Consider the following 10097-nt stretch of genomic DNA (forward strand, 5'->3'; position numbering starts at 1 on the left):
GGTCGGCTCGCGGGACTATCCTTTCTCCCCCCCCCCCCCCCCCGCCACCTCCCCCCCCCCCCCCCCCCCCCCCCCCCCCCCCCCCCCACCAAACCGATTGGGCCAGAGGCAGCCAATTCCGCTTCGTCGGAAAAGTGTCTTCGCGCTAAAGGTGGAGGGACAATCAAAAACGATCCTCACACCTCGATCAGGAGCAGACCATGAGCAGTCGCGACCAACGTGGCAATCCTGTTTCCTATGGCTCGCAGGAGGCAATCGACGCGCTGGATAGCGCGTGCAACTTGCTGCATGCCTACCAGGCCGATCCTCTGGCCGCAGCTGACGAGATTATCGCGCAGCACCCGGATTTTGCCCTCGCCCACGCCTTTCGTGCTGGCGCGATTGCCACTGCGACCGACAAGACCTTTGACCCAGAGTTGCACAAAAGCCTGGACGCGGCAGAACGGCTGGCAGCGAACGCGAATGATCGCGAGCGCCAGCATATCCATGCCGTACGCGCCTGGTTCGACGGCGACTGGGAGCGGGCAATCGAAACCTGGGGACGTGTGTCGATCGAGTACCCGCGTGATCTGCTGGCGCTGCAATTCGCCCATCTGGGCGACTTCTATCTGGGTTACTCGCACATGCTGCGTGATCGCATCGCGCGGGTGATGCCGCACTGGGATAAGGACGTGCCCGGCGTTGGCTTTGTGCAAGGCATGTATGCCTTTGGCCTGGAAGAGGCCGGAGATTACCGCCAGGCCGAGGAACAGGGTCGCGAGGCGGTTGCCTTGAACCCGCAGGATGGCTGGGCAGTGCATGCCGTCACGCATGTCATGGAAATGCAGGGCCGTAGCGAAGAAGGCGCCAGGTACCTGTCATCCAGCGCCAACGCCTGGGCGCCCAACAGCATGTTTGCCTTCCACTTGTGGTGGCATCAGGCACTGTTCCTCCTTGAGGCGAATGACATCGCTGGTGCGCTACGTCTGTTTGATGAGGACATTTCAGCGGGTGGCTTCGGGCAAGCACTCGAGTTGCTTGATGGCTCAGCATTGCTCTGGAGGCTCAACCTGCTCGGCCATGACGTTGGCGATCGATGGCAAGAACTGGCGGAAAAATGGGAGCCCCGCTGTGAAGACGGCTTCTACGCCTTTAACGACGTGAACGCGATGATGGCATTCGTGGGAGCTGGCAACAGCGGGGCTCAACTTCAGCAGTTGGACACCCTGAGGCGGGCCGCTGCGGGCTTCGGTAGCAATGCGATGATGAGCAGAGAGATTGGTGTACCAGCGAGCGAAGGCTTGATGGCGTTTGGTCGTGGGGACTACGCCCAGGCGATAGCGTCGTTGCTGCCGTTGCGCGCCAAAGCCAATCGCTTCGGCGGTAGTCACGCGCAGCGTGATGTCTTCTCATGGACATTGACCGAAGCCGCTATACGCCTTGGCGACCGCGCACTGGCCGAGGCACTGGTGGCCGAGCGCCTGGCATTGAAGCCTGAGAGCCCGGTCAACCGTACCTGGAAAATGCGCGCCGGTCAGTTACAGCCGCTGCACTCAGGCTGAGCAGTGCCTACGAGCCGCTGCTCACGTCTAGCTTGTAACCGGTTGGTTTAACCACCTTCTTGGACAATGTCTTGCCAAAAGCAATCCACCATTTTTCATAATAGAACGTCGAGATATGCGCGGTGATAAAAATAGCCGCAAACAACAAAGGCCGCTTCATATACTTGATGATGGTATCTCCGCTACCCAACCAGGTCTGCTCCAGCAGCGGATGCACAACGTAGAGTGCGTAGGAGATGGTAGCGATATAAAACAGCATGCGATTATTCAGAAGCTGGGCAACTAGCGTCCGACCATTGAATAACGTGCTACCCACCAGCGCCGCGGCAAAATAGGGGCGGAAGTAGTTCATGAAGCCCGCTTGGGGGTGGCTGGAGACGACGAACAGGAGAAACAGAAGTATTTGCGCAATCCACATGTGCTTCGCATACTGCGCAAGTGTACTCCCCAGTCTACCGTTGTATATCAGCGCAAGTATGCACCCAGAAAGTATCTCATCAATGCGGTAATAGGTATTGATGGCGACATGGACCTCATTCATGACGCGATAGGTGGTGACGGCGATGCACAGTACAGGGATCAGCACCATCCACTTGTTTCTCATCAGCACCACCAGCAAGGCGATGGCGAGATAAAACTGGACCTCCATGCACAAACTCCAGAGGTGCCCGTTTGCACTGCCAAGCCACATAGGTGGCCAGTTGGCAACGAACAGAAAGTTTGTAATATAGAAGTCTGGCGGGCTGTTCATGAAAAACAAAGCAATTGCCATGTACAACCAGGCGAGCGGCACAATCCGAAAAATCCTGCGGATTAAAAAATCAACAACACTGCTGCTCTTGAGTAAAAAACTTGTTATCAGAAAACCTGACAGGGTAAAAAATATAGCCATGCCCATAACGCCTGCGGCGGAGTTCATTTGCCAGGGTTTTGGGCCAAGTGGCAACAGGTGGCATGCCAGGACCAGCAAGATGCTGATGCCACGCCATCCATCAAGTACGCTTAATCGAGAAACCGCTGCGGAGCTATCATTCATGTTTTTATTCGCTCATTGAGTAGTCACAGCGGTGAAATTCATCAAGCCAGAGCATTTAAGCCTGAAGTCTAGGACACCTTTGCACTTTGCACTTCACGCCCTGAAAAAATTCCAGTGGCTTCGTCGCATGCTCCTCCTCCCCCTCCAACACACGCTACTCCCCTGCCACGCGCAAAGGATTGCCCCTACCAACAAGGGAGGCGAGCACGATGGCGCGTGGACGCCACCATGGCTTCATGCACGAGTTGCACCTGGCCGCCAGCCTGTTGCCACGATCATGTCATTGGAGGAAGCAAGCCATGAAACAACTGACCCCGCTGGACGCCCAGTTCTTCTATTCCGACGCCCCCCATCAACCCATGGTCGGCGCCAGCCTGTGGATCTGTGACCAGCGCACTGCCCCCAATGGGTTGGTCCGGCACAAGGACATCATCCGCTACTTCAGTAACCGCCTGAGCAGCACCTCGCTGTTTCGCCGACGACTCGAGCACGCGCCCTTCTGGCTGGACGATCCCTACTGGGTGGAGGACAAGAGCTTCGATCTGGAGTACCACATCCGCCACGTCGGCCTGCCACAACCGGGCGACTGGCGGCAACTCTGCATCTTCGCGGCACGCTCGATGTCGCGCACCCTGGACATGGAGCGCGCGCCCTGGGAACTGACCATTATCGAGGGGCTGGACAACGTCGAAGGCGTGGCGCCCGGCAGTTTCGCCCTGCTGCTTCGTTTCCATCACGCCTACATCGATGGCAAGGCCGGCATCGAAATCAACAACCTGCTGATGAGTGATCAGCCTGAAATCGACGACAACCCTTACCAACAACCCAGTAACCAGCGCCTGCCAAGCCGTGCGCGGATGTGGGGCAAGACCTTTCCCCGGCTGTTGACCCAGCCTTTGCGCAGCTTGCGCGCCAGCGTCAGTGCAAGCAAAGCCGGCCTGCAGTTGCTGAACAGGATGCGCGGCGAGAACCGCCCGGCGCAGAAAAGCATCCCCACCACCTTGTTCAATGCGCAGGTCTCCCCGCATCGGACATTCGGCGGCCTGACCTGGAAGATCAGCGATATCAAACCCGTGCGCCGCTGCGCAGAGGGTGCCACGCTCAACGATGTAATCCTGGCCATCATCGCCGGCGGGCTGCGCCGCTACCTGCTACGCCGTGAAGCGCTGCCCGCCGAGCAGTCACTGGTCGCAATGTGCCCGGTGGCGATTCTCTCTGAAGAGGCTCAGCGCACCGGGAACCTGGTCTCGGGCATGTTGATCGGCATCGGCACCGACATCGAGGATCCGCTCGAACGGCTGCGCTCCATTCTCGAGCGCACACAGTCGGGCGCCGACCTGGCCCGCGATGTGGTGTATGACCTGATCGTCTCGATGGGCGACCTGGTGCCAGCACCGATGCGCATGCTCGGTGGCTGGATGAGTAGCCAATGGCGTTATGTCGGCAAGTACCACCTGTGCAACACCCTGATCACCAACTTCCCGGGGCCGATGGGCAAAGCCCGTAAATACTTCGCCGGGGCCGAAGTGCAGGCGCTCTACCCGGTGCCGCCGATCGCCGACGGCATGGCCCTCAGTCATGCCATCACCAGCCTCTACGATCAGATCATTCTCGGTGTCGGCAGCGACCGCCACGTGTTACCGGACATGGACGTTTACATCGAGTGCCTGCAACAATCCACCGAAGAATATCTGGCCCTCGGCAATCAGGCGGAGCAAGCGTCTGCCAAGCAGGACCGGCCGACGCCGCCACGCAAACGCGCCGCCACAACGGTCGACAGCGAACAGCCCAGCGCGTGAGCCATTGGAGAGCATCATGATGCTGAGGCACAAGACAGCGACCACTCAGTTGCAGGAAAAAATGCAGCATGCGCGCACCTATGAGGAGTGGGCCAAACACGCCGGCGCCCTGGATCAACAGCGCGGCATGGACGACTGGCGCAGAAATGAGGTGTCCAGGGCCTATGACTACCGCACCGTGCGCCAACGCCTGGAACTTCTGAGCGTCATGCGCAGTGCAGGTGCCTACGCCAATCTGATGTTTGCCCTCAACGAGGGCATCCATGGCAACCTTGCCGGAATGGGCAAGGCATCGCTCTACAGCCGTGCGCACATGGGCACCAAGCATTTGATCCACCAGTACATCGAGGAAGTCTGCCGGTCACTGCACGCCATCGATGACGTGGACGAACAGGTGATTAGCCTGGAGGAACGCCGCGACTTCTTCCTGCGTGCCAGCCAATGCTTCGGTCGTTCGGCGCTGATGCTCAGCGGCGCTGCGATGCTCGGCTATTTCCACGTTGGCGCTCTCAAAGCCCTGTTCAAGGAGGGCCTGCTGCCAAAGATAATCTCCGGTTCCAGCGCCGGATCGCTGATAGCCGCCATCGTCTGCAGCCACAGCGATGATGAGCTGCTCGAGCGCCTGCAGCCCGAACGGCTGACCGTGACCTATGCCAACACCGACGGCAAACGCCGCTCACGCTTGCGTTCGATTCTGCAGGCCGAGGACGTCATCCACCATGTGCAGGGGCTGATCCCCGATCTGACGTTCGCCGAAGCCTACCAGGTCAGTGGCCGCCATCTGAACATCACGATCACCGGGCTGGAACTACAGCAGGCACCGCGGCTGTTGAATGCGATCACCGCACCCAATGTGTTGATCCGCTCAGCGATCCTGGCCTCGACCGCCGTCATGGGCATCATCCCGCCGGTGACACTGCAGGCGAAGAATGCCGCTGGCGAGCACGTACCCTACTTGCCCGAACAGCGATGGATTGACGGCTCCTTTGTCGATGACCTGCCGGCCAAGCGCCTGGGGCGGCTGTATGGCGTCAACCACTTCATTTCCAGCATGGCCAATCCAGCTGCACTACTGTTTACACCCAATCCCAATGCCCCTGGCGGGCTGACTAAAAGCGCCATGGAGCAACCCATCCGGCTGAGCAAAAATATCGCGACCCGCCTGTTGCGCCTGGGCAGAAATCATTTGCGCATCGGTCACCCTACCCTGGCCCGCTGGCAGCATCTGGGTTACAGCATGCTGGTGCAGGACTACACCGCCGATATCAACATTTTTCTCGGCAAACGTTGGCACAACCCGCTGAAAATACTCGCGCCGTTACCGCTCTCTCAGGTGAAACAACTGGTGCGCGATGGTGAGCAGGCTACCTGGGAACGCATGGAGATGGTGCGTAATTGCACGGCGATCAGCAGAACCCTCGATCACATCCTCAGCCGCCGCGGATGGCAGACCTGATACTGGCGCCAGGTCATTGCCTGCCAAGGTGCCGGCCAGTCAGTTGCAAGTACAGCCAGTACAACAGGGCTACTGCACTGATAGCCGCACCCAGCGCGCAGACCGCCACCCAGCCCCAGTGGGCATAGGTGTAGGTCGCAGCCACCGCGCCGAGACCACTGCCCAGCGAGTAGAAACACATGTACGCACCCACCAGGCGGCTCTGGGCATCGGGCCGGGAGGCGAAGATCAGGCTCTGGTTAGTGACATGCACGGCCTGCACCGCGAAATCCAGCAACACCACCCCCACCAGCATGGCCAGCAGCGAGCTTTCGACAAACGCCGTCGGCAGCCAGGACAAGGTCAGCAGCACCAGGGCAACGCCAGTCGTGCGCTGACCGTGCCCCTGATCGACCAGGCGTCCGGCGCGCGCTGCAGCCAGCGCGCCGGCAATACCGGCAAGTCCGAACAGGCCGATCTGGGTATGCGACAGCGACAACGGTGGCGCACTCAGTGGCAGCACCATGGACGTCCACAACACACTGAATGCAGCGAAAATGAGTAAAGCGAAAATACCCCTTTCACGCAGCACAGGTTCGCGTCGGAGCAACTGCACCATCGAACCCAGCAACTGCCAGTACCCGCCCCTGGCCGGCGGTGCTGCCGAGGCTGGCATGGTTTTGTGCAGTATCAGGGCCATAACCAGCATCAACGCCGCCGACACGAAATACACCCCGCGCCAACCCGCCAGGTCCGCCACCGCGCCAGAAACGAAGCGCGCCAGCAGAATGCCCAGCACCACGCCACTGGTCACGGTGCCAATCGCCTGGCCGCGCTGGTCGGGACTTGCCAGCGTAGCGGTGTAAGCCACCACCACCTGGACCACGACCGCCATCAGCCCGACCAGCACCATCGCACCGAGCAGCACGCTCCAGCCCTGGGCGAAGCCCACTGCGCACAAGGCCACGGCCGACAGCAGCAGCTGCGCAAGGATGAGCTTCTTGCAATCAACCAGGTCACCCAACGGCACCACCAACAGCAACCCCACCGCGTAACCGGCCTGAGTCGCGGTGACTACCACGCCGATGGTACTGGCGGGAACCGCCAGGCTGAGTGATATGGACTGCAGTAGCGGTTGAGCGAAATAGACATTCGCCACCGCCAGGGCGCAGGTGACGGCAAAAAGCAGGATCAGCTGGCGGCTCAGGGTCTGCGCCGCGCCTGCCGAGGCGGGCAGGATGGCGGCATCGCTGCCTGGGTTTTCGGCTTCAAGGTCCATTTTCATCGCATCTCTGGCGCAAAGAGGTTTCAAAATGAAACCAGTTGTTTGCTTTCTAACAAACCTGGTTTTAATCTGCAACCACATCTCACCATCGACAGAATCATGACCACACCAACAGTACAGACACAGAGCGAATGCCCTGTAGCGCGGGCGCTCGAAGTCATCGGCGATCGCTGGGTATTGATGATCATCCGCGAGGCGTTCGACGATGTTCGCCGCTTCAGTGATTTCCAGAAACGCCTGGGCCTGGCCAAGAACATCCTCGCAACACGGCTCAAGTTGTTGGTCGAGGCAGGCGTGTTTGCTGTACAGCCCGCCTCCGACGGCAGCGCCTACAAGGAATATGTGCTGACCGAGATGGGCCGCTCGGTGTTCCCCATCGTGGTGGGCATGCGTCAATGGGGCGAACGTTTTCTCTTCAGCAAGGGCGAGAGCCATTCGGTGCTAGTGGACAACGCTCTGGAGCAACCGGTCGAGGTCCTCGTGGTGCGTTCGAAGTCCGGTAAGACGTTGAACCCGCAGGACTGCCATCGGCGCCTGGTCACGCGCGCGTCCTGATAAGCCACCCCACCCTTTCATGCGGCTGGCATGCGAAAAACGCCAGTGGTATGCTTTTCGGGTAACACTTCGCACAAGCCTGGCTGAGGACGACCTCAGATCACGGATTTCTTCAACGGGGACGGCCCTGAACTTCCAAGGAAGTATGCAATGGCCGATCTTCGTGCTATTTCGCGCTTTTCCGCGCTCATCAGCTTGATGTCTCAATCATCTGCAGCACGCCACTTCTCGTGGTGCAATTTCGAACGCCTGCACTTAGCACTCAAGGCCCCGCCGCGCGATATCACCTGCTCTGCTCGCGCAACACGCCACTAGCGTTGCTGTTTTCAACAGAAACGAAAACCTTGAGTTGATCCAGGAGTTCTTGCATGTCCGCCGCAACCACTACCCTTTCCCATAACTGGGCGTTTGGCGCATTCTTGCTTGGCGTCGTATTTCTCTGTGTGTTCATGTTGGGTGTTTCAAAGTTTCTCGGTGGCAGAGCCTGGGGGCGCAGTAAAAACGAGCCTTTCGAGTCGGGAATGCTTCCGGTCGGCAGTGCCCGACTAAGGTTCTCCGCCAATTTTTATCTGGTTGCGATCCTTTTCGTTATTTTCGAAATAGAAGCGCTGTTCCTTTTTTCCTATGCCGTTTCCGTTCGTGAAACCGGATGGGCCGGTTTTATCGGCGCTGCGTTTTTCATTGCCATCCTGCTCGTTGGCTTGATCTACGAAGGGTCGATGGGCGCACTTCATGGTGGTGCATCCGCAAAAAGGCGAAGCAAATACGCAAGCTCTACAGTTCGGGTACCCACTCATGCCGTTGAGAAAAAGGCTCACGTAGAATGAAAAATTATCCTGCAGACTGCGCGATGCCTGCGCTCAGTCAGAACACACCACTGGTTCCCCTGTCGACGTGGCTAAGGCTGGCCGGCTCCTGGACCGTGGTCGCCATCTTCATGCTGTTCGGCAATGACCTGCTCGGCGGCATGCTCAATCCGATGACCGCCACCTGGGTATTCTTGCTGCTGTTCATTACCATTCTGGCGGCATCGTTCGGGGTGGTGCATGAAGCAGACCACCTCGCCGATCAGTTGGGTGAGCCGTATGGGACGCTGATCCTGACGCTGTCGATTGTGTCGATCGAAGTGATCCTGATCGCCTCGGTATTCCTTGGCCCGGGCGAGTTCCCGACGATTGGCCGCGACTCGATCTTCGCCGTGATGATGATCATCATGAACTTGGTGGTGGGCATCTGCCTTATCGCTGGTGCGAACCGGCATGGTGACCAGGAATTCAATGCCCAGGGGGCAACGTCCTACCTGTCGATGATCGCCCTGCTCACCGCAGTCGCATTGATCCTGCCGAATTACACATCGACTGCCGGCGTGTTCACGGTGACCCAGGCATGGGGCATTGCCGTGCTGATCATCGCGCTGTATTCGGCCTTCCTGTGGATGCAGATGCGCAGCCACAGGCGCTTGTTCATCCAACCGCCGGCCGGCTCGATGAGCGTTCCCCCCGCGCAGAAAGCAATCGACGGGCAAGCGCGCAGTGAATCGCAGATAGACGTGCGGGCCATGGTGATCCGTTCCTGTGTGCTGCTCGGCCTGATTCTGCCAATCGTGTTACTGGCCCATTACCTGGCCGTGGTCACCGACTATGGTATCGCCGCCGCCGGGGCCCCGGCGGCCGTGGGCGGTGTGCTGATTGCGATCATCGTGTTCACGCCCGAGTCGATCACGGCCGTCAAAGCGGCCATGAACAACGAAATGCAGCGCGCCATCAACCTGTGCCTCGGTGCCTTCGTCTCCACCGTCGGCCTCACGGTGCCGGCGGTGCTGATCATCGGCCTGACCAACGGCAAGCAAGTGATCATGGGTATCTCGAATGCCGAGATCGTGCTGTTCGTCATTACTCTTGTGTTGAGCATGCTGTCGTTCAACGGCCAGCGCACGTCGCCGATCCAGGGCTACATGCACCTGGCGGTTTTCGTGGTGTTCGGGCTTATTCTGTTCTTCCCATAGTGCGCTAGCGTGGCCAGGTGCGTTGGTCTATTGGCCAACGCCAACCTGGTCTACGCTTTCGTAACATCAACGCCAGCGGTCATTGAGGGCCACGCGATGACCGCCCATTCAACGTTCAGCTATTCATCGCTGGTAATGCCTGCCCTCCTCGCCCTCGGCCTGGTCCTGACGGCCGGATGTTCAAGCAAATCAGCGCAACCTCGTTACTCGTCATCGCAGGCGGGCTCCAGCTGTTATGCCAAAGCGCTGCCTACTACCGGTGAAGGTGGCCTGGCCTGGGGCGCGACCCTGCAAATGGCGAAGCAAAAGTCCTTGAGCAACTGCATACGCTACGCCGGCCGCTCCGGTGGTACGCCCGGCACCTGCAAAGTGGTATTGGCCGAGTGTAAAAACTAGGACCGCGGCCTATCGGGCATCTGTAGGAGCGGATTTACCGGGACG

At 59.3% G+C, this 10097-nt stretch carries 9 protein-coding genes; 7 read left to right on the forward strand and 2 right to left on the reverse strand.

Annotated features, from left to right (window positions below):
* The first annotated feature begins 200 nt into the window (after window positions 1-200).
* A complete protein-coding gene (locus ACO6VD_RS13155) occupies window positions 201-1541 on the forward strand; it encodes a tetratricopeptide repeat protein (protein ID WP_422419634.1) in 1341 nt (446 codons plus the stop codon).
* Window positions 1542-1548: 7 nt separating this feature from the next.
* Here ACO6VD_RS13155 and ACO6VD_RS13160 read toward each other — a convergent pair whose 3' ends face one another.
* The gene (locus ACO6VD_RS13160; protein ID WP_422419635.1) at window positions 1549-2577 is read right to left on the reverse strand and encodes an acyltransferase family protein; all 1029 of its coding nucleotides are present in this window, start codon (window positions 2575-2577) and stop codon (window positions 1549-1551) included.
* Window positions 2578-2876: 299 nt separating this feature from the next.
* Between ACO6VD_RS13160 and ACO6VD_RS13165 the strand changes: the two genes are divergently transcribed.
* Together ACO6VD_RS13165 and ACO6VD_RS13170 are read left to right on the forward strand one after the other, a co-directional pair.
* On the forward strand, window positions 2877-4376 hold the full coding sequence (locus tag ACO6VD_RS13165) for a wax ester/triacylglycerol synthase family O-acyltransferase (RefSeq protein WP_422419636.1): 1500 nt from the start codon (window positions 2877-2879) through the stop codon (window positions 4374-4376).
* A gap of 16 nt (window positions 4377-4392) precedes the next feature.
* Entirely contained in the window at window positions 4393-5832 is a 1440-nt protein-coding gene (locus tag ACO6VD_RS13170; RefSeq protein ID WP_422419637.1) for a DUF3336 domain-containing protein, read from the forward strand.
* 13 nt (window positions 5833-5845) lie between these two features.
* On the opposite strand, the gene ACO6VD_RS13175 is transcribed toward ACO6VD_RS13170, so the two are convergent.
* Entirely contained in the window at window positions 5846-7096 is a 1251-nt protein-coding gene (locus tag ACO6VD_RS13175) for an MFS transporter (RefSeq protein WP_422419638.1), read from the reverse strand.
* Between the two features lie 99 nt (window positions 7097-7195).
* On the opposite strand from ACO6VD_RS13175, the gene ACO6VD_RS13180 reads away from it, so the two are divergent.
* From ACO6VD_RS13180 to ACO6VD_RS13195, 4 genes are all read left to right on the forward strand, one after another.
* Window positions 7196-7651, forward strand: coding sequence for a winged helix-turn-helix transcriptional regulator (locus tag ACO6VD_RS13180; protein WP_422419640.1), 456 nt, complete (start codon window positions 7196-7198; stop codon window positions 7649-7651).
* 368 nt (window positions 7652-8019) lie between these two features.
* On the forward strand, window positions 8020-8478 hold the full coding sequence (gene ndhC, locus ACO6VD_RS13185) for an NADH-quinone oxidoreductase subunit A (RefSeq protein ID WP_422419641.1): 459 nt from the start codon (window positions 8020-8022) through the stop codon (window positions 8476-8478).
* A 23-nt stretch (window positions 8479-8501) separates the two neighbouring features.
* Window positions 8502-9656 carry a calcium:proton antiporter gene (locus ACO6VD_RS13190; RefSeq protein WP_422419642.1) on the forward strand — a complete coding sequence of 385 codons (1155 nt, stop codon included), beginning with the start codon at window positions 8502-8504 and terminating at the stop codon, window positions 9654-9656.
* Between the two features lie 96 nt (window positions 9657-9752).
* Window positions 9753-10052 carry a hypothetical protein gene (locus ACO6VD_RS13195; RefSeq protein WP_422419643.1) on the forward strand — a complete coding sequence of 100 codons (300 nt, stop codon included), beginning with the start codon at window positions 9753-9755 and terminating at the stop codon, window positions 10050-10052.
* The last annotated feature ends 45 nt before the right edge of the window (window positions 10053-10097 follow it).

The sequence above is a fragment of the Pseudomonas sp. GZD-222 genome (genome assembly GCF_049310525.1).
In the GTDB taxonomy this organism is placed as follows: Bacteria; Pseudomonadota; Gammaproteobacteria; order Pseudomonadales; family Pseudomonadaceae; genus Aquipseudomonas.